The sequence below is a fragment of the Paenibacillus aurantiacus genome (assembly GCF_042431225.1).
In the GTDB taxonomy this organism is placed as follows: domain Bacteria; phylum Bacillota; class Bacilli; order Paenibacillales; family Paenibacillaceae; genus Paenibacillus_Z; species Paenibacillus_Z aurantiacus.
On the sequence record NZ_JBHMDO010000015.1, the window covers coordinates 1 to 19,685 of the forward strand.

The following is a 19,685-nucleotide window of genomic DNA, read 5'->3' on the forward strand; positions in this document are numbered from 1 at the left end:
TAGGCACGCCGCCAGCGTTCGTCCTGAGCCAGGATCAAACTCTCCATAAAAGACAAATTGATTTGCTGTAACCGAAGGTTACGAGCAGCATTTTGTCGAGAAGTGCTTGTTTAGCTCATTACTTCACTAGCTTTGACATATCGCTCATTGTTCAGTTTTCAAGGAACAAGTTAGTTACTTACCTTTCCGAATCGCTCTCGCGACCGGAATTAGAATATATCATACTTCGTTACTGCTTTGCAACTGTTTTTTTATTTTATTTTCGAATTCCGAAAGTAAAACATTCAGTTGCGACTTCCGCTTGTCCGCTTGTTCAGCGGGCGGATTTATAGAATACACCGCGACGCAATCCAATGCAAGTTGTAAAATATCCCAAATCTCTGAAAAGCAAAAGGCCTCCCCATTGCCAGGGAGACCTCTTCGCGCTTGTATCTACTTCCGCGTAACCGTATAACCTTTGTCCTGCAGCAGCTTGACGATCCCGGTGTCCCCTAGGTAATGAGCTGCGCCTACAACGATGAAGTACTCGGCTTTCTCCGTGCTCTTCAAGTAGCCGTCAATCTTATCTGCCATGCCTTTGTTGCGGTCGTCGAGCATCGCCTTGCCGAATTCCTCGTTCTCGGACATTTTGGCCGTCAGCTCGAGCAGCGCGGCATCGTCGCCTTTCTTCCACATCTCGGCCATTTGATCCACGCCTTCGTCAACCTGATCGAAATTGGTTAGCGTCGTCTTAAGGTTCGCTTCCTGGAGCTCCTTCGAGAAGCCGTCGAACATGTTCAATTGGGATTCGTACGATTCCAGCTCGATGACCGGAATTTTGCGCTCCACCGCTTTCTGGATGAAGTGCAGGTCAATGCCGACCGTACTTTGGTACCCAGCCTCCATCGATTTCAGCGTGGCGAGCGTCGTCTCGACTACCCACGGCTTGAACGTATCCAATGCGTCGGCCTTCAGTCCGCTCTTCGTCAAAATCTCGCCAACCTGCTTGTAGGTATCTGCCGAGATATGATCCTTGAGCGTCGTGCCGTCCTGATAAGTGCCCAGCTGCATGATCAACTTCTGATTATCCTGGTCGGCCGCTTTCGAGATGTCCACCTCGACGCCGAGGTAGTCCGCTTCCGCGAATGCCTGCTCGAAGGAAGGATGCAGCGGATAGAAGCTGTCGTCCGCAATATGCATGGAGCCGACGAGATAAACCGTATTGCCGCCGTTCTTTACTTCCCAAAGAAAGCCTTTGCCGCCTTCCTTGACGATCTTCGACGTCAGTTCGATCGTGCGGGTTGCGGCATCCCAGCGCACCTCGTAACCGGCCGCCTCTCCAATGATGCGAACGGGAACGTACGTCACGCCGCCGATCGTTTTGGGCTTCGCTTGAAGGGTCACCTGTTTGCCGTCGATCACGGCCGTGATCGTGCCGTTCTTGGCGTCTTGAAGCGAAAGATTAAGCGCCTTGGACGTCGATTCCAGCGGAACGAAGGTCGTGCCGTCCTGGGCAATCGGCGCGTTCGACGCGAACTCGAGTTTCTTGCCGTTCACCTCGACGTCCAACGCGGTCGGCGCGGCGATTGCCGGAAAGGCGGATGCAAGCATAGAGGCGGATAAGGCGACGGATAATAGCGCGGTTCTCTTCTTTCTCGACATAGTGAATGTTCCTCCCCATAATTAAGAAACTTCCCGCTCCACGCTGCTTACGCTTAGGAGGTTTCGGCCAAGAGCGGGGACTTGCATAACTTCGGACTAGGCGACGGACGGCTTTCTTCTGAATGTTGCTAGGGCGTAGACGTTGAACGCGACGGACAGACCCAACATGCCGCCTTTCGCCACATCATGAATCGGTGCTTCAAAATGCGTAACCAACGAATAAGCGATCAGCAGCAGTATACCCAGCAATGGAATATACGTTTTCATTCGAAAAACCTCCCACATTTATGAAATATAGTTTCTCGCGAGATGAAGTAATCGGATTCAATCCCCTTATTAGGGGTACATCATCCAAACGCCGAATACCGCCACGACAGAAATACACATAACACGGCTGCAGCGAAGAAAATAACCGAGATACGAAAATTCCTCCGCATCTTCAACCCGTATGCGACAAAAAAGATAGCCGCGGAAAATTTGGCGATGCTTTGATAATTCGTATTGTAAGAGAAGAATGAACTACTAAAAATGATCGCCGAAAGCAAGGATAACGAAACTAGAATCTTAAACGACAGAGGTTCTCTTAAAAAGCCTTTGTACATAAACTTCAATCTTTCCATGGTCTAATCGTCCTTCCTATCGGAAGTGAAGTTGTGCAGCAATCTACACTTTGTATGCCTTCATCGCTTTGCGCAGCTCTTTGATCGTCGGGCGTTTGCCATACATGAGCACCCCGGCGCGATAGATGCGGGCGGACAGCCAGCCGGCGACCAGAATCATGATCAGCAGCAAGCCGATCGATACCCATACTTCCCAGGCGGCCGGATTGCTCAGCCCAAGCCGAACGACCATCGCATATGGCGAGAACAGCGGGATAAAGGAGAACACTTTCATGACCGTCGTGTCCGGGTTGCTTAAGCCGCCGAACATGCATACGTAGAAACCAACCAGCGAGACGACCGTGATCGGCATGACCGCTTGGCCCAGATCTTCGGTGCGGCTGACGAGCGAACCGACCGCGGCGAACAGCGTCGCGAACAGGAAGTAGCCCATGAGGTAGAACACGAGCGCGTACACCAAAAGCACGGGATCGATGTCGGCCAAACGGATATTCAAGTCGGCAAGCGGTTCTCTATTGTGCGGCAGCGCCATGTTCAGCAGGATCACGCCCACGAAGGTGAGCATCTGAGCCAGACCGACGAGGAACATGCCGAAGATTTTGCCGAACATGCTCGTGACCGGCGCCACGCTCGTGATGAGGATTTCCATGACGCGCGAGCTTTTCTCGGCCGTAATCTCGCTTGCGATCATTTGGCCGGTGACCATAATGGCCATCACCAGAAGAATGAGGATCACGTAAACAAGGCCCATATCCATCGCTTGCTCGGAGGCGGTCTTGCCTTCGCCTACGTTGCCCGCGCCGGCGCTTGTCGAAATCTGAACCGTCTGGACATCCACCTCCGCAAGCAGCAGGTCGCGTTTCTCTTGCGACAGGTTGGAACCCTCCAGCATCATCTTGGTCTTCACCGCCTGCAGGGCGACCGCGAGCGATTCGGTCACGTTCGTGTCCATGAGCTTCTCAGACTTATACACGACATCGGGGAAGCCATTCGGGAAGCCGCCCGTCTTGCCTGGCTGGAATTCGATGTAGCCTTTGATTTTGCCATCCGCGATTGCTTGCTTGAGCGCCTTCTCGTCGCCTTCTGGCGACCCGCTTTCCTTGAACGGGATCAGCTTCACCGCCGGCTCCGGCAATGCCTCGAAGTACTTATTGAGCGATTGGGCCAAGAACGCATTATTGAACGTCGTCGACTTAAGCAAGTCTTCCGACTTCTCGAGGTATCCAACTGATACGGCCTCGTTCTCATTACTGCTGAATTGCTTAATGATATAAGGCAGATTGATGCCGATGCTCATTATAAGTGCGATAACCAGCGTCGTAATGACGAATGCTTTGCCTCTGAATTTGTTGCGAACCGTGAAGCCGACGACCGTCCAGAAACTATTATTCATGGCTCTCACCTACCGTCTTAATAAAGATTTCGTTAAGCGTGGGCTCCATCACTTGGAATCGCTGCACGTTCGTCTGCGCCAGCGCCAGATCTATGATCGGACGCGCCGCTTCTTCCCGGTCGATCATGAGCTCGTAGCCGTTCTCCCGTCGATCTACCCGCAGCACGCCGCCGATCGATTCCAGGCCACTAACATCCCCGTCCGTGTGCAGAATGACGCGCTCGCGCGGGAACTGCTTCTTGATCGTCTTCAAATTGCCCTGCAGCACCGGGTTCGACCTGTGCAGAATCGTAATGTTCCGGCACAGCTCTTCGACATGCTCCATCCGGTGCGTCGAGAACAGAATCGTCGTGCCCGAATCGCGCAGCTCCTTAACCGTGCCCTTCAACAGCTCGACATTGACCGGATCGAGCCCGCTGAACGCTTCGTCCATAATGATGATTTTCGGACTATGGATGACCGACGCGATGAACTGGATTTTTTGCTGATTGCCCTTGGACAGCTCTTCGACTCGCTTCCCGTAGTACTCCGGCACGCCGAACCGATCCAGCCAGCGCTTCAGATTAGCGTCCGCGTCCTTGCGCTTCATGCCGCGAAGCTGGGCCAAGTAAAGAATCTGGTCGCTGACCTTGACCTTCGCGTACAACCCGCGCTCCTCCGGCAAATACCCGAGCCCGCGCAGCTGTTCCGCGCTATAGGGCTTGCCGTGATACTGGATCGAGCCGCCGTCCGGATAAATCAAGCCGAGCACCATCCGCATCGTCGTCGTCTTGCCCGCGCCATTCCCGCCGAGCAGCCCGTAGATTTCGCCTTCGCCAACCTCGAAGCTGATCCCGTTCACTGCCGTCTTGTCGCCATATTGCTTGAAAATTCTGTCTACTTTCAATGGATTCATCGCGTTAAGCCCCTTCTCTCGAAAAATAGCTTGCCTTCTCGTTCGCTATGAGTGGATCCGCCGTCGTTCCTGCTCGATGAGTACGGTCAAAATGTCATCAAGTTCCAACTTCTGCCTTCCTGTAATGCGCAGCCCTTGATTGGCGCACCACGACTCGGCTTCCAGCACGTCGCTCGTCACCAGCTTGACCTGCGTGCCGCTTAGCTGTTCGTGCTCGCGGTAGCCGGGCATCGCCTTCCAACTGCCTGCCGTACTCCCGGACTCGATATAGAGGGCGTACCACGATTCGAGCAGCGCGTCTTTCTCGAACATGCCGAGCACCCGACCGTGAACGATGAAGACGATATAGTCAGCCAGCCGCTTGACCTCGTCGACGATGTGCGAAGCCATGAGCACCGTCCGGTCGCCCCGCTCCATGTAGCGGTGAAGCACCTCGATCATCGTTTTCCATGCGATCGGATCAAGGCCGGAGGAGGGTTCGTCGAGCAGCAGCAGCTCCGGGTTGTGCGCCATGGCGAGCGCGATGTCGAACTTGCGGCGCATCCCCTTGGACATCTTGCCGAGCTTGATTGACGGGTCGACCTCGAACCGCCTCAGCAGCTCTTGATAACGATTCAGCTCCCAACTTGGGTACCACAGGCTCGCGAAAGCCGCCTTCTCCTCCGCTCGCATACAGTCCTCGACGTCGATCGCCTGATCCGGCACGTAGCCGATCCGCGCCTTGAGCTGCCGGTCGTCTCCGCCGACGCGCTCGCCGAGCACTGTCATCTCGCCTTCATCCGGCTTGCTCAGATCGAGCAGCAGCCGAAATAGCGAGCTTTTGCCGGATCCGTTAGGCCCGACGATCGCCGTCACGTAACCTTTGGGCACCGCCAGCTCCACCGGACCGAGCTGGAAATGCTTGCGCCGCTGCACAACGCCTTTCACTTCTATCGCCGTCTCTTCCGTAAACATCCCGTTAGTCTCCTCCCCGCTTACCCATCGCGCCGCTTGCGCAATATCTCCTCAAGCATCTCCCGCATCTCGTCCTCGCTGCACTGCACCCGAACGCCCGCCTCCACGGCCGACTCGAACGCCTCGATCACCGCGCTGCGCCGGTGTACGTCCCGCATCTCGTCCCCCACCTTCGCCACGAACGTGCCCGTCCCTTGCCTAGTCCGCAGCAGTCCTTCGTTCTCTAAGTCCTGATAGACGCGCCGCACCGTGATGACGCTGCATTTGACCATCGCCGCGAGTTCCCGGATGGAAGGCAGCAGCGTTCCTTCCGCCAGCTGGCCGCTGACGATCAGCGCCCGAAGCTGCACTTCAATCTGGTGGTATAACGGCTCTGCGCTCTGTTCGTTAATTTGTATCGGAATCCACACCGTGCACACCTTCTATCGTATCGGCTGCGGACGCGCCCTTCACCGGAAGTCCACGTCCTCCAACACCGGAGTCGTCATTCATGAATTAAATTGCGCCTTTCGAGTTTCTGCCGAATGTAATGTCCCGATACGAGCAGCGCGACGATGCCGGCCACGATGAGGATCAATGCGCCCGCAGGGTTGCCTTCGCCCGCCAATTCGATCGACAGCCGCGTCGGCGAGATATCCAAGTACCATAGTCCCGCCACGACCAACGCGTACATCACGATATAGCACCAGCAGACGATAAAGTACGTGCGGCCGCTGTAGCATTGCTCGGCGAACATGTACGTAGAGGCCACCAATAGCGCGTACCCCATCCAGAAGAGCGCGAATAGCAGGTACTGCCCGAAGGAAAGCATCTCTCGGAACTCGGCGACAAACGCGTATTCGATGCCGAAGAAGTAGATGCCTACGATAGCAATCATGGCGACCAACTGCAGCATCCGGTAGAGGACGATCGATTGGAAGCCGATCGGCAGCGTGCGCCAATAGGCGAGTTTGCGCGTGTACGGATTCGTCTTCCAATAGCTGAACACCGTGCGGTTCATGATGAAGCCCATGTTCGGCAGCAGCGACAGCATCAGGAAATCGATCGGGAACGCGGCATCCCCTTCTCCATTCTGCATGCCGCTTAGCATATCGCCGATCACCAAGACGAGTATGAAGCCGAAGTAGCTGAAAAATCCAATCGTGATCAGCACGCCGACCCACGATCGCCGCATTTCGTGCCTGAACAGCATGAGCGCCCCTTGCCAGCTAGACATTTCGCATTTCCTCCAGTTCTTATCTGTGCTCACTGTGTTTAGTGTGTTTACTGTGTATATCTTTATATACAGTATAATCACACCTCTACTCGGCAGTCAACACCTTCCAGTAAAATTATTCCTGCTGCTTATCCAGTCCGCGTATTCGGCTCCCCAATTAAGGGATATGAGGCCGTGATGGTTATGCTCAAAGCGCAAAAAGCCCATCGCCGCGCGCTCGGCAATGAGCTTTTGATTAAGGTCATGAGTGATTGCTTACGTGTAGGATCATTCAATTTACGTCGTGAATGACTATCCGCATCAATGGACGTTCGAATGCGGGCGATGCATGTTTTTGGCCGTCTATAATTAATTGATTAACCTCATGAATATGAACGATGACAAGCACTACTGCCCGGTCGCTTCCTTCACCTTGGCAATCGCGCCAGCCCTGTCGGCGACTTGCAGCTTATTGAAGATGTTCGTCATGTAGTTCGAAACGGTCTTGGAGCTGAGCTCCAGCCGCTTGGAAATCTCGGCGTTAGCATGCCCTTCCACGACCATGCTGAGCACCTCCCGCTCCCGGTAGGTCAGCTCGGTGAACATTTCGAGCGGCTGCATCGGCTTCGTCGCGAAATCGATCATCCGCGCGGCCACATCCGAGCTAAAGATCGCTTCCCCGGAAGCAACGGCCCAGATCGCCCGGATAATGTCGTCCCGATCCGCATCCTTGAGAATATAGCCTCGCGCGCCTGACTTCATGGCGGTGATGACGGAGGCATCGTCTTTGAACATGGTGCAAATGAGCACCCCGATTTGCGGATTGGCCGCCCGGATGCGCGCGGTAGCTTCGATGCCGTTCAAGCCGGGCATGCGGATATCCATCAGCACGACGTCCGGCGCAAGCTCCAGCGCGAGCCGGACGACGTCCTCTCCCGTGGCCGCCTCGCCGACGACCGTCAAATCCGGTACGCTCTCCATGATGCTCCTGACGCCCTCCCGGAACATCGGATGGTCATCGGCCAACAATATTCGCAGCATCTTAATATCCCCCTCTTCTTATATTCGTTCGAAGCGGCAGCTGCGCTGCCACTTGCGTGCCGCCGCCGGAGACTTCCCGTATGCTGCAGCTGCCGCCTAGCTCTTCCGCCCGTTCCCGAAGCGAATACAGCCCAAGACCGCCTTCGGTCGGGACCGGATTGCTTGCGAAGCCGATCCCGTCATCTGTAACCTCGATCGCAAGCGTGCCTGCCTCTTCGCGAAGATGAATCCGGATCAGGCAGCTGCTCGCCCGCGCATGCTTCACGACATTAAGAAAGGCTTCCGTCACGATCCGGTAGGCGCCCACTTCGATCGCCGCAGGCAGGATCGGAAGCCGCTCTGGCAGCATAAGCTCCACCTGCAGCGGCGGGGCGCTTGCGGCGATGTCCTTCACTTGGCTGATCTGCCCGATTTGCTCCACCCGCTGCCGGATTGCGCCGTTCAAGCCCAGCTCATCGAGCGCCTGCGGTCTTAAATCATAGACAATACCTCTAATTTCGTCCACGGCGTCCCCGATGTCCTGCTTGAATTTGTTCATGATGTCGATCGCTTTGTTCGGATCCTTCTGAATCCAATCCACCACCAGGCTGGACGTCAGGCGCATGGCCGCCAATCTCGGCGCAATGTCGTCATGCAGGTTCTTGCGCATGGAACGCCGCTCTTCCTCCCTGGCGAAGATCAGCTGCTCCCGCGTATCCTGCAGATCGCCGAGCAGCCGCTCGATTTCCGTCGCCTGCTTCACGCCCTGCACGACCGTGCCCGCCTGCCGGGCCAAAAAGCGCAGCAGCTTCCAATCGGCTTCGCTGAAGCTCTCGTCCGGGCCGCGCGCGCAGACGAGCAGCCGGCCGATCTCTTCCCCGCCGGCGATTAGCGGAATCGGTATGACCTCCCCCTGCTCCTCGCCAGCCGAACTCACGCTCAGCGCTTCGCCGCCCACCATCAGATGAATGGCCGTGTACGGCAGCCGAAGCGAATCCTTCACGGTCCTCGCCACGATCTCGAGCACGGCGGCCGGGGAAGACGGCTCCTTGAGCCGGTTGCCCAATTTCTCCAGAACGGAGAACGGATCGTCGTGAACGCCGTAGATCATCCGGTTGACGACCCGCTGCAGCCGCTCCTTGAGCGGGGCGAACAGGACGGCCACGAGCGCTGCGCCGACGATCGAGAATACCATGTTAGGCCCTGACCGGAACAGCACCGATAGATACCACACCGCGACCGAATACAAGACGATAATAGCGGCGCTTAGGCAGCCGTAGACCAGCGTTCGGTTCACGAGCGGATCGATATCCCATAATCGCCTGCGCAGCATGGAAATGCCCAGCGTTATCGGAATGGGCATCATGATCAGCATGATCGCGATATCCAGCGCAAACAGCACGACGGGATCGGGCGACTGATAGAAATCGGGGTTATGCAATAACGGAGAGACCGAAACGACAAGCATCCCGCCAATCGCCAGCAGCAGCCCGTAGAGCACCCATTTGGTCTGCTGCTTCTCGGCGACTTCGGCGTGCCTGCGGTACCGGATGAGTTGATTCCACACAATCGAGCCGTACAGGAGCACCATCCACAGCAGCGTCAGCCAGGTCGGCCAATTCGCCGCTCCCCAAGGTTGATCGGAGGCATACCATGCCGCGTTTCGGATCACGGCAGCCCCGATCGCCGTCCAGAACATCGGCTTGACCACGATTTTGCCGCTCGGAAACAGCAGTAGGAAGAGGATGAACGACAAGGTGGACAAATCCCCTAGCACATTGGTCAATCCGTGTAAACCCGGCCATTGCACGGCGATAAAGCTCGCGCTATGAAACGAAATCAGGGCCGTCGCGGCAATCCAAGACATAGGCTCGTTCGGCCGTTTCCGCAGGACAAGGAACGCAACCGCGAAATAGACGGCGAAATCAAACAAGGCGATACCCGTGTACAACCCGGCGAACCCGCTGTCCGAAAGTCCCCAGCGGGCGATCACCTCGGCTGGGATCGGGGTAAGCGCGGCGTACTCGCAGGCAGTCTGCAAGCAGCTGTCCCGTAAGTAAACGTAGTAGGACGGGATCTTCGCCAAAAATAGTCCCGCATAAACCGCGCATAGGAGGAAAGCCCACCAACGCGCAGCAGACCGCCACCCCATCGGGCGGCGGCCGGCGCCATGCTCTGCTTGCGTCTGAATTGGAGCAGTCTTCATGTTCTTCTCACCTTTGCGTTCAGCTCATGATTGAATCGTATTCGGCTTTGCGACGGAAGCATGGGGCGCCAGTTGTCTAAGGACGATTACGGCATAGACCATGCCGTATGCAATCGCAGCCGCACCGCCAATGATCCCCCAGCTTCCCGGATGATCCGGCAAGGTGACCGAGGCTGCGCCCATGTACGCATACGCCGCGCTTTGAATGATGCCGAGCGTGCGCGCCCCTGTGCGGGACGTTGCGGTTAAGTACCCGGCGTAGACAAGCGCAAGTCCGAGCGCTGTCCCTTCGCCCCAGCGGAACTGCATCTGCGTATCGCCAATCTGTCCGGTAACCCCGTTGATCATGAACGGAAGCAAGCCGAGCAGCGCAATGCCCGTCATGACGAGCAGCGGGCGATTCATCGCCTTCGGCTGACGCGGGCGGAGAATGTCGCGCCGCTTCGGATAGACGGCGAACAAGACACCGAGGACGGCGGCGAACAGAATAAAGACGAAGAACGATTGCTTGGCCAGCGCGGGATCCGTCACCAGCAAGGTGCCGAGGAAGATAAGGTGGCCAATAAAATAAAACTGCAGCAGTAGCGGCTTATTCAGCGGTGCGCGGAGCATTGCGAGCAGACTTACGCTGAACAGAATGCCGATGAGCGCGCCGTGCGATGCCCCGTGGAACCGCAGGTCATCCGGGAGCGGCGCGGCTGCCATGAAGCCGCGGGCCCAGGGCTCCAGCCCTTCCGACAAGCCCTGCAGCATGATCAAACCCGCCGCGGCAAATACAATCGCAATAAATCGAAACACTACGCCAAGCCAAGTTTTATTCCTGCCATTACCAATGTCTGTTTTCATTGTACGCCTCCGTTTTCGTGTTTTGAAGCACTTCTTTGTCTTCAGGATAACGAAAGGCGCATTCCCGGTTATAGAGAGCGGTTCCCTGCGAGATGGGAAAACAGGTTAGGAAAGCAGCATGGTTGGCGAATTCGCGACGCAGATAACGGGGGCGGGCATGTGGGGACGATTAAGCGGAAGGGCGATGGCCCGCAGAACAGGCTGCGAGCGCTTGGACAAGCGGATCGCCGAGCGGCCCGAGCGCCGGGCTTGAAGCGGTCAAATTCAGCAGTCCGTTGTTTGACGACTGAAGCTGCCAACTTCAGCAGTCCGTTGTTTGAGGATCGAAACGGCCAACTTCAGCAGTAGGTTGCTGACGATCAAAAGGGCATCCCGCGTCATGGCATGACGATGAGATGCCCCTGTTACATGGCTACGCTTGCGATGCCCTCGCGATATCGATCGTCGTATGCGGCATGTCGACCACCGGATGCGCGCTCCCGCTACCGCTTCCCGTTGAAGTCCCGCACCGTCTCGAACGATTTGCGGCTGCGCGCCGCAAGGCGAATCCATTCGAGCATAATTTTGACGCCCAGCTCCGGCCCCTGCGATCCGTTCACGATCAGATCGGCATGCCACTTGGTCGGCTCGACGAATTCGTCATGGCGGTAGCGGACCAGCTCCAAATATTCGTTCACGATGTCCTCGTACGCATATCCCTTCTGAAGAAAGCGGGCCGTCCGCCGCAGCAGCCGCTCGTCAGCCGGGCATTCGACGTATAGCTTGACGTCCATCCACTCGCGCAAATAGGCGTGATGCAGCACTAATATGCCCTCCACGATGACGATCTCCGTCTCCCCATCGTTCGCCGCCCGCAGCAAGTCCTCCAGCATCTTCGGAAAGTCGAGCGAATCCGGATGGTTGAAATCATCGTACATCTTGCCGGTGAACGGCGCCGTCGTCTTCATCCGCGTGCGGAAATAATACTTGTCGGCATGTATACTCTTGATCCGATAGCCTTCCAACTCCGCTTCCAGCCGAGTGCACAACGTCGTCTTGCCGCTGCCGGAGCCGCCTCCTATGCCAATAATGATCGGTTTCCCTTGCTGCATCCTGCACGTCCCCCCATGCGCTATTCCTTCTCGGTTGCGATAGCCTGCGCTTCGCTCTCGACGAGTTGGCCCTGCTCGATCGGCACCGCAGACTCATTCTCCCTCTATATTACCATGGATGCCCAGCAAAGGCTTCCGAAAACAAAAACGTCCCGGACAGCCTGTATCAGGCCATCCGGGACGAATCGTTCGGGCACGCTGCCGCTTATTACGGCTGCAGCTTGCCGAGCAGGATATAGACGACTTGCGCGGCTTCCGCGCGAGTCAGTTTGGCTTTCGGCGCGAACTTATTGCCGCCTTGACCTTGCACGAGCCCAAGCTCCGCGGCCGTATCCACGGATGCCGCAGCCCATGCGCTGATTTCGGCTTGATCCGCGAACCCGCTCGCGGCTGCTTTCGCCGCGCCTTTGCCCTGCTTGGCTTCCAGCGCGCGCACGAGCATGACCGCCATCTCTTCGCGGCTGATCGTCGCGTTAGGCGCGAACTTGTCGCCGCCCACGCCGCCGACGATGCCCGCTTTCACGGCCGCGGCGACATAGGCCGAGTACCAAGCGCCGGAAGGCGTATCCGCGAAGGCCGCTTGGCCTTCGGCTTTCAAGCCGAGCGCCCGTGCCAGCAGCGCGGTGAATTCGGCGCGGCTGATCGATTGGGCCGGTTTGAACGCATCCGCCGTCACGCCGGTTGCGATTTGTTTCGCCGCAAGCGCTTGGATCGCGGCGTGCGCCCAGAAGCCTGCCGGGACATCGGCGAACGACTTGCGGATTTCAAGCGCCGCGTACGTGCTGAAATGCGTGACTTGCGTCGTGACGATGCCGTCTTTCACGGTACCGCCCATCCATTCCAGCTTGCCGTCTCCGCTGATGTAATAAACGCCCAGCAGCTCCGGATTCGCGCCGTCTTTCAGACGGAACGACAGTGTAATCGGCTGCTCGAACGCGCTCACGTTCTGGCGGGTGCCGTCCTTCTTCACGATGGCGAGCGTGAACTCGACCACCTCGGATACGGCAGATGCCGCCGTGTTCTTGTTCGATAGTCCTTGCAAAATGGCTTGCGTCTTGCTGCTTGGCAGCGGATTCACTGCGAAGGCGATACGCGCGCCTTCCGCATCCGCGCCGGATACGAGCTTGCTAATTGCGCCTAGCACTTCGCTTGGCACAAGAGCCGTCACTTCGCCCGACTTCACGAGCAGAGGGCTCGTGCCGAGCGTCTTCGCTGCAGCGATCGGGAGCAGCGCTTCGGTCTTGCCTGCCGCGAGCGTCACTTCCGCTTGACCGTTCTTGACGTTCTTCAGTTCGGCTTCCGTTATCACCTGCGCGCCTTCCGATACGTTCGGTGTGCTAGGCGTAGGCGCAGGCACATAACCCGAACCGTTCGCTACGAAGGTTAAAATCGCAGTGCCGCCGTCGTTACGGCTGGGCAGATTAATCGTCACCGTTCCGTCGTTGGCAACAGTGTAGGTCGTTCCGCCGTAAATGTCCTTGATAGTCGCGGATGTGCCGAACGGTACCGGTATCGTCGCCTTCACGGCTTCCGCCTTGGTGTTGATGACCGTTACAACATCCGTAGAGCCATAATGCTTGTTGAACGCAAGGTATCCGAGGACATCCGAACCGGCCAGCTTCGTCCGCGTTCCTTTGGCGAACACTTTGGAATACTCGGCGCGGATGTTCAGCAGCTTCTGATAATGATCGTGAAGCGCCTTCTCCTCTTCCAGCTTGTTCCACGGCATATCCTTGCGGTTCTCGCTTAACAAGCCGTTCTGCATATTGGCGTTCTTGCCCGAGTTACCCAGCTCCTCGCCGTAGTAGACGACCGGCTGACCCTTCGCCGTAATTTGCAGCGCCGCCGCGATCTTCAGCTTGCCTTTGTCCCCGCCCACATAGTCGGAGAGGAAGCCGTTCTCGTCATGGCTGCTCAGGAACTGCGCCATCATCTTCGTGTTGTCGATGCTAGCCTCGCGGTCCTGCAGATACGTATCGACCGCGTCGATTTGACCATCCGTAAATTGCTTCGCTCGCTCTTTGAAGCCGAAGTCGAGCAAGCTATCCATCTGGCCGGTCTGCAGCATGCCGCCGTCGTTATTGACGGTGCCGCCGTAATACTCGCCTACCATTTTGAAGCTTGGATCGATCGCCGTCAGGGCGTTCTTGAACGCCTTCCACGTCGTGTCTTCAACGTGCTTGACGGTATCGACGCGGAAGTAGTCGATCGTGTCGCCGCGCTGGGTGCGCGCGTTGTTCAACCAGCCGGTCTGCCATGCGATGACCTGATTCCGAACCGCTTCATCCTCAGTGATGAAGTCTGGCAAGAAAGCTAGCTCGCCTTTGATCGGATTCACGTCCGCGCTCAGGCCGTCCGTGCGCAGCATGCCATTGAAGCGCTGCTTATCCGCGATCGATACGTCTGCCTTATCGCCCGGCTTCAGCCCGTAACCAGTGTGGTTCAACACGACGTCGACCATGATCTTGATGCCGCGGTCATGCGCCTTCTCGATCAGTTCCTTGAAGGCGGCCATGTCGCCCAGATGCTCATCCAGCTGGGTAAAGTCCTTCGCCCAGTAGCCGTGGTAGCCATATTGCTTACCCCAGCTCTCGCCTTCGCCTTGGTTGAAATCAATGTTGTCGACGATCGGCGTAATCCAGAGGGTATTGATGCCAAGCTCTTGCAAGTAGCCCAGCTTGTCGATCATCCCTTTGAAGTCGCCGCCATGGTAAGCTTCCAGATGCGTTTTGTCCACGTTCGCGTTATTCGTCGCATCGCCATCGTTGAACCGGTCGGTCAGCGCGAAGTAAATCCGTGCCTCATCCCAGTCAAAATCAAGCTCGCCGCCCGTGTAAGTACGGGCCTGCACGGTGACCGTCGCATTGTGTCGGTGCGGATTGCCATACTGATCGACGAGCGTGACCGGAATCGTCTTCTCGCCTGCGCCGATCGTATCTTTCACCGCGATCGTATGCTTCATCAGCGTCGTGTCGAGGGTCACGTTGGACGGTCCGCCAAGAGCAGTCAGATCCAAATACCCTTTCGTAAATTGCACGTCTTCGTCGATCTGCGCGTTCACGGTCAGAACCGCGTTCGTGTTGGCGTTCAACGCTTGCGGTGCCGTGCTCGTGGTAATGGTAACCGCCGGCTTGCGGTACACCAGCGCCGTATCGCCGTTCTTCGGATCGGCGATTTCCGTCGTCTCGCCGTTCTTCGTTACGAGGAACGTATACGGGTGCTCGCCTTCCTGCACGCCTGTTAATTTGTAAGCAAACCACTCTTTGTCCGCGTCATAGACCATCGGATAGACTTTGCCGTCCAATTTGACCTTGACGTCGGTAATTGCCGTCATACCACCGCTCTTGAACAGCGCCTCGTCGCGGTAGACGAGCGTGATGCCGCCATCCTCATAGATTGGACCGTTGTTGGCCGGAACGAGGTTGATCTCCTTCTTCATGCTCGTGACGACGACTTTCGTCAGCGCTTGCCCAGCCGTCAGCGAGATGGTGCGGTCATCCGGAATATCCTGCTTCGCGGTATTCCAATCCGTCCCTTTGCGAAGCACGAAGCCGACGCTCGTCGCTTGCGGATGCACTTCGATCAGGACGCTTGCGGTATTGTTCTCGAAGCTCGTGAAATCGATTTGGTCGTTCTTGGCCCCCGTACCCCACACCCACAAGTTCCAGTCGGTGTAATCGTGGTCCGGACGGACGTAGGTGAAGAGCACGTAACGCTTATTATCGGCCGCTTCGCTGGTCACGTTCACCAGCGCGGTCTTCTTAACGCCGCCAAAGGAGACCGTTATTTTGGCCGTGCCCGCGCTAACGCCTTGAATGACGCCTGCGTTCGTTACCGTCGCGACGCTTGGCTTGTTAGAGGCATAGACAGCCGCCCCCGTTACCGCGCGCTTGCTGCCATCGGCATATTTCGCCGTTACCGTCGTTTGGTGCGTCTTGCCGACTTGAAGCGCGTAAGCCTCGCTGTCGATTTCAAGCGTCCGCAGCTCTGCGCTCTGCTCCATTCGGATGACCACAGTTGTCAGCGGATCGAGTGTAAGCGTGCTTGCCGTCAGCGCGAAGCCGGATTGCTGCGCGGCAGGAATCGCTTCCGCTCCCGCTTGGTCGTTATCGGCCAGCACTTGCCCCGTCGTCAAATTCTCCGGCAGCGTCAGCGTTCTGGATGTATTATCCGCATTCATGAACACGTAGTAGCTGCCCGTGCCGTCGGTCGAGCGATTCTTATAGGCGATGAGCAGATCGCTCTGCTTAATCTCCGGCGCCGTAATCAGCGTGACATTCTGATCGACCGTCGCTTTGTCGCCGAGACGGAAAGCATTCGTCGACTTACGGAGCTCAATGAGTCCGGCCGTGTAGTCTTTCGTCTGGTTCTGAACCGGGAACGCGGCTGCATCCGTCACCTTGGACCAATCGAACATGTTGACCGCGTCCGAGGAGTCGTAGGAATCATGGATGAAATAGCCAAAGGATTGCCCCTTCGCGTCTTTCAGCTCGGTATACTTCTGTTCTGGCACCCCTTCGCCCTTCCACTGCTTTGTGCGGCCGTATTCTTGACCGGCTTGCATGAATGCCGTGCCTTGCGAGGTCATGATCAGCGTATTGCCGAGACGAATCCGCTTCTGGATCTCCAGCTCGTTCGCCGGAATCGACGGATCCTTCTTGATCGACTGCGCGATGACGTCGTGCAGCGTCAAGTTATCATGGGCTTCGATGTAGTTCACCATGTCGCCCGGGTCATCAGCCGGCGTATTCGACGGCTGCGCCTTGATATTATTCAGGATCGTCGCGATCGGACGCGCGCCGCCCGTAATGAACCGCGGTTCCCCTTCCGAGCCGTAGCCGGATTTCAATTCGTTGCGAATTTCGTCGGAGAACACGCCCACGTCATTCGTTTTGTCCATCCAATCCTGGTCGGCGCCATGGCCCGCCAGCGACGGATCGGCAGACGCGCCTTTGAACGTTCGCCAGCCTTCGCCAATGAACAGCGCCTTCGGATTGATCGCGACTGCCGCGTTGTATGCGTTCTGCACCGCTTCCTGCGTCGCATCGCCCATCATGTCCCAACGCATGCCGTCGATTTTGTATTCCTCGAACCAATACTTCACGGAATCGATCATCAGCTTCTCGGCCATCTTGTGGCTGGTCGCCAGATTGTTGCCGAAGTCGCCGAGGAAATTGCCATTCGCATCCTGGAACGCGTAGTAGTTCGGCACGATATCGCCAAGCAGCGTTTGCTTCGACATATGCGTGTAGACGACGTCCAGGACGACGCCCATGCCTGCTTCATGCACGGCATCGATCAGCCGCTTCAGTTCTTTGACCCGCAGCTCCGGATCGGTCGGATCCTGCGAGTACGCGCCATCCGGCGCGAAGTAGCTGTGCGGATCGTAACCCCAGTTAAACTCGTTGTCCTTGGTGGAATAATCCATCTCGCGCTCGCCCATCTTCGTCTCGTCGCCATAGTACCAAGCCATGACGGGAAGAAGCTGAATGTGCGTCACGCCAAGCGATTTAATATAGTCGAGCTTCTGGATGAACGCATCGTACGAACCCCATCTTTCGCCGTTCAAGCTAATTTCGACGGAAGGATCGGATGTAAAGTCCCGGACATGAACCTCATAGATGACTGCATCCTCGCGCTTCTCATAACCTGCAATGTCGGCATACGTGAAGCCCTCTGGATTCGTCCCGCTTAGGTCGACGATCGCGGCTTTGCCCACTTTGTCGCCGTCCGCGCCCGCTTCATCCTTCGTATTGACGGTGAAAGCCGCCATTGATTTGGCATACGGGTCGAGCACTTGTTTCGTAATGCCGTTATTGGTCACTTCATACTGGTAGAAGTAGTCGCGCACAGCTTGCGCGCCCGCGATGTCCGCCGGTTTCAGATCGACGGACCATACGCCCTGTTCGCCTTTCGCCAGCCCTACGCTGCCGACCAGCTTCGACGCGTCCGCTTTGTCGTACACCTTTGCGACGACCTTCGTCGCGAGAGGCGCCCATAGCTTCAACGTCGCGGTTTTGTCGGCCGCATGATACGTTGCGCCCAAGTCATCGCCCGTGTAATTATACATCTCGTCCAGCAAGCGCCAGCCCGATGCCGCGCTCACCGTCTTGCCCTCGTAGCTGACGCTAAGCGGGAGCTGAGCCAGATCGAAAGGATCGGTCGCAGCGTGAACTTGCGTCCCATCGATGATGGTCGCACCCGTCACTTTAATCGCCGCCCCATCCTTGTCTTTGACGGTCAGTCCCTGGAGCAGCGCCGCTTCGTTCAGACCGCTCGTCAGCGTGAACCCAAGCAGCAGCTTGTTCGTCGACAGCACCTCGGCAGAGACGAAGCTGTCCGCGGTTTCGCCGAATGGCGATACGTACACCTTCGTATCGTTCTCTTGCAGCCATAGCTGGTTGTAGCGATCCAACAGCGTGAAGGTGCGATTATCGCCATCCTTGACGTCGCCGTCCGTCGGCTTCATGACGATCATGCCGATCTTCTGCGCGTTCGCTTTGAGCGGAACATCGACATACGCGCCGAAGCGGTCCGTCTTCTCGAACGGCGTCGCGCCGCCCGGCCAAGCGCCGTTCGCTTCGGACGTCTTCGCGACATCGTCCCACAGCCACAGGCCGTATTCGGTTTCCTTATCATCTGCGCGAGTATAGTGAATCCGAACGGATCCTTCCGCCAGACCGGAAGCCGGCGGTGAAGTAGACAAGGCATCCGAGCCTTCCTTGATCCATACTTCGTTCGTTTGCGCGGTCGGAATTTTGAAGACTTTGTCGTTCCCGTCCTTGACGCCCGAGACCCGATCGACGACCAAGAACGAGAATTTCTTGGCTTCCGCCTTCAACGGGATGTCAATGTATGCGCCATATCCATCCGCTTGACCCTCTGGGAACGGCATGGCGCCGGTCGGCCAACCGCTTGTTGGCGTCTGCACGTCATCCCAAGTCCAAAGGCCGAGCGTCGCATACTCATTGTCCATCCGCTGGTAGTGCACGCGCACGGAGCCTTGCGGAACCGCTGGCACCTCGACTTCGGGCACCACGACAGGCGGCACGGTAAAAGCTGCGTCTGTCGCGTGCGTGACCGCATCGTATTTGAAGGTCACTGGCAGCACCGATGGCAGCACCAGACTTGCAGGCTCCGCCGGATAAAGCGCATCGCTGGCCGCTTCCGCCCCCGGTACGGACACCTGGTAAGCGTAGCTGCCTTGCGGCACGAATACACGACTCGTGTAAACGTTATCAAAATCCGGATCGGACAGCACGATTGCCGCATCCGACGGCGTCGTAGCCGAAGCATCATCCAGCACCTGTACGTTTCCTGTCACGGAAGGCAGCTTATCGGCCGCGATTGGCGCGTAGTAAGTAGAATCCGCGATTTTCTTCGTCGTATCGTTGTAGTAGAACGTGACCGTCTTTTCTTCAGTCAGCGTAATTTGGATATTTCCGTCTTTGTTCGTTCCTTGCGGATTCGTGTAATTCCCGAACCCGTAGCTTTCATCCCATTTGCCGTTCAAGGCGACTTTATACTGATACGTGCCCGCCGGCAGCGTACCCGTAAACGAATAATAGCCGCCCCCAAGGTCCGTCAGCTGCGTGGCCGCCGCATCCGGCGTCCAGTCGCCCACCGGCGTCTGCTCAGCCCCCAACTTAAACTTGGACTGCAGATCGCCAACGAGATAAGCCGTCCGGCTTGCCGCTTCGGCCCCGTTCGGATATAGGCCGATACTGGATATCAGCAGCGCGGCAACCAAGACATAGGCCAAAACACGCCGCACACTTCCCCTAATTTTCATTTTCGCGTAACCTCCTATGTAGCTGTCCCTTT

Annotated in this window: 13 protein-coding genes; 1 reads left to right on the plus strand and 12 read right to left on the minus strand. The window is 57.1% G+C overall.

The window, feature by feature from the left end:
- Nucleotides 1-432: 432 nt before the first annotated feature.
- From ACFFSY_RS06885 to ACFFSY_RS06930, 10 genes are all read right to left on the minus strand, one after another.
- Complete coding sequence (locus tag ACFFSY_RS06885) at nucleotides 433-1,641, minus strand: TraB/GumN family protein (RefSeq protein ID WP_377491906.1); 1,209 nt, start codon at nucleotides 1,639-1,641, stop codon at nucleotides 433-435.
- 96 nt (nucleotides 1,642-1,737) lie between these two features.
- The gene (locus tag ACFFSY_RS06890) at nucleotides 1,738-1,908 is read right to left on the minus strand and encodes a hypothetical protein (protein WP_377491909.1); all 171 of its coding nucleotides are present in this window, start codon (nucleotides 1,906-1,908) and stop codon (nucleotides 1,738-1,740) included.
- A 396-nt stretch (nucleotides 1,909-2,304) separates the two neighbouring features.
- Nucleotides 2,305-3,654, minus strand: a complete 1,350-nt coding sequence (locus tag ACFFSY_RS06895; RefSeq protein ID WP_377491911.1) for an ABC transporter permease — start codon at nucleotides 3,652-3,654, stop codon at nucleotides 2,305-2,307.
- Nucleotides 3,647-4,549: an ABC transporter ATP-binding protein gene (locus tag ACFFSY_RS06900; RefSeq protein WP_377491914.1), complete on the minus strand. Its 903-nt coding sequence runs from the start codon at nucleotides 4,547-4,549 to the stop codon at nucleotides 3,647-3,649. Before ACFFSY_RS06900 ends, ACFFSY_RS06895 begins: the two co-directional genes overlap by 8 nt.
- A gap of 45 nt (nucleotides 4,550-4,594) precedes the next feature.
- Nucleotides 4,595-5,503 (minus strand): ABC transporter ATP-binding protein, encoded by a 909-nt coding sequence (locus tag ACFFSY_RS06905; protein WP_377491917.1) that lies wholly within the window; start codon nucleotides 5,501-5,503, stop codon nucleotides 4,595-4,597.
- Between the two features lie 20 nt (nucleotides 5,504-5,523).
- Nucleotides 5,524-5,913 carry a GntR family transcriptional regulator gene (locus ACFFSY_RS06910; RefSeq protein ID WP_377491920.1) on the minus strand — a complete coding sequence of 130 codons (390 nt, stop codon included), beginning with the start codon at nucleotides 5,911-5,913 and terminating at the stop codon, nucleotides 5,524-5,526.
- 74 nt (nucleotides 5,914-5,987) lie between these two features.
- Entirely contained in the window at nucleotides 5,988-6,719 is a 732-nt protein-coding gene (locus tag ACFFSY_RS06915; protein ID WP_377491923.1) for a hypothetical protein, read from the minus strand.
- A 387-nt stretch (nucleotides 6,720-7,106) separates the two neighbouring features.
- The gene (locus ACFFSY_RS06920) at nucleotides 7,107-7,739 is read right to left on the minus strand and encodes a response regulator transcription factor (RefSeq protein WP_377491926.1); all 633 of its coding nucleotides are present in this window, start codon (nucleotides 7,737-7,739) and stop codon (nucleotides 7,107-7,109) included.
- A gap of 1 nt (nucleotide 7,740) precedes the next feature.
- Nucleotides 7,741-9,924 (minus strand): GAF domain-containing sensor histidine kinase, encoded by a 2,184-nt coding sequence (locus tag ACFFSY_RS06925; protein ID WP_377491929.1) that lies wholly within the window; start codon nucleotides 9,922-9,924, stop codon nucleotides 7,741-7,743.
- A 24-nt stretch (nucleotides 9,925-9,948) separates the two neighbouring features.
- Complete coding sequence (locus ACFFSY_RS06930) at nucleotides 9,949-10,770, minus strand: hypothetical protein (protein WP_377491932.1); 822 nt, start codon at nucleotides 10,768-10,770, stop codon at nucleotides 9,949-9,951.
- A gap of 118 nt (nucleotides 10,771-10,888) precedes the next feature.
- Here ACFFSY_RS06930 and ACFFSY_RS06935 point away from each other — a divergent pair, with 118 nt between their 5' ends.
- Entirely contained in the window at nucleotides 10,889-11,023 is a 135-nt protein-coding gene (locus ACFFSY_RS06935) for a hypothetical protein (RefSeq protein ID WP_377491935.1), read from the plus strand.
- A gap of 229 nt (nucleotides 11,024-11,252) precedes the next feature.
- On the opposite strand, the gene ACFFSY_RS06940 is transcribed toward ACFFSY_RS06935, so the two are convergent.
- Both ACFFSY_RS06940 and ACFFSY_RS06945 read right to left on the minus strand, forming a co-directional pair.
- Entirely contained in the window at nucleotides 11,253-11,861 is a 609-nt protein-coding gene (locus ACFFSY_RS06940; protein WP_377491938.1) for a uridine kinase family protein, read from the minus strand.
- 208 nt (nucleotides 11,862-12,069) lie between these two features.
- Complete coding sequence (locus ACFFSY_RS06945; protein WP_377491941.1) at nucleotides 12,070-19,653, minus strand: pullulanase; 7,584 nt, start codon at nucleotides 19,651-19,653, stop codon at nucleotides 12,070-12,072.
- Nucleotides 19,654-19,685: the final 32 nt, after the last annotated feature.

Coding starts and splice junctions, on each gene's coding strand:
- ACFFSY_RS06930 (WP_377491932.1), bottom strand. CDS start 10,770: ATGAAAACAGACATTGGTAATGGCAGGAATAAAACTTGGCTTGGCGTA.
- ACFFSY_RS06890 (WP_377491909.1), bottom strand. CDS start 1,908: ATGAAAACGTATATTCCATTGCTGGGTATACTGCTGCTGATCGCTTAT.
- ACFFSY_RS06935 (WP_377491935.1), top strand. CDS start 10,889: ATGGTTGGCGAATTCGCGACGCAGATAACGGGGGCGGGCATGTGGGGA.
- ACFFSY_RS06940 (WP_377491938.1), bottom strand. CDS start 11,861: ATGCAGCAAGGGAAACCGATCATTATTGGCATAGGAGGCGGCTCCGGC.
- ACFFSY_RS06920 (WP_377491926.1), bottom strand. CDS start 7,739: ATGCTGCGAATATTGTTGGCCGATGACCATCCGATGTTCCGGGAGGGC.
- ACFFSY_RS06895 (WP_377491911.1), bottom strand. CDS start 3,654: ATGAATAATAGTTTCTGGACGGTCGTCGGCTTCACGGTTCGCAACAAA.
- ACFFSY_RS06915 (WP_377491923.1), bottom strand. CDS start 6,719: ATGTCTAGCTGGCAAGGGGCGCTCATGCTGTTCAGGCACGAAATGCGG.
- ACFFSY_RS06900 (WP_377491914.1), bottom strand. CDS start 4,549: ATGAATCCATTGAAAGTAGACAGAATTTTCAAGCAATATGGCGACAAG.
- ACFFSY_RS06945 (WP_377491941.1), bottom strand. CDS start 19,653: ATGAAAATTAGGGGAAGTGTGCGGCGTGTTTTGGCCTATGTCTTGGTT.
- ACFFSY_RS06925 (WP_377491929.1), bottom strand. CDS start 9,924: ATGAAGACTGCTCCAATTCAGACGCAAGCAGAGCATGGCGCCGGCCGC.
- ACFFSY_RS06885 (WP_377491906.1), bottom strand. CDS start 1,641: ATGTCGAGAAAGAAGAGAACCGCGCTATTATCCGTCGCCTTATCCGCC.
- ACFFSY_RS06905 (WP_377491917.1), bottom strand. CDS start 5,503: ATGTTTACGGAAGAGACGGCGATAGAAGTGAAAGGCGTTGTGCAGCGG.